At 35.3% G+C, this 255-nt stretch carries 1 pseudogene; it reads right to left on the bottom strand.

The features are described from left to right. Positions 1 to 227, bottom strand: a pseudogene (locus PSI06_RS21840) (LTA synthase family protein); the annotation flags it as partial. Positions 228 to 255 lie beyond the last annotated feature (28 nt).

Raw genomic sequence — 255 nt, 5'->3', positions numbered from 1 at the left:
GAGCGTGCAATTACATGCAGCATCAATATCAGCACTCCAATAGTTGCTAAGTATCCAACGCTACTTAAGTCTATTTTGATAGCACCTGAAATGACTGGCCAAATATCACCATCATTTAATCTTGAATATTGCCATATCAATAGCCCAATTCGGGAAGTTATAAAGATTGATAACAATATAAGTGTAAAACGTAACAAGGGTTTTAAAACGGAAGTATTTGCTGACATAGTTGTACTCGTCTTTAAAAATTGCAGC

Source organism: Pseudoalteromonas sp. GABNS16E (assembly GCF_028598715.1).
Classification (GTDB): domain Bacteria; phylum Pseudomonadota; class Gammaproteobacteria; order Enterobacterales; family Alteromonadaceae; genus Pseudoalteromonas; species Pseudoalteromonas atlantica.
This window is presented reverse-complemented; position numbering and strand designations above follow the sequence as displayed.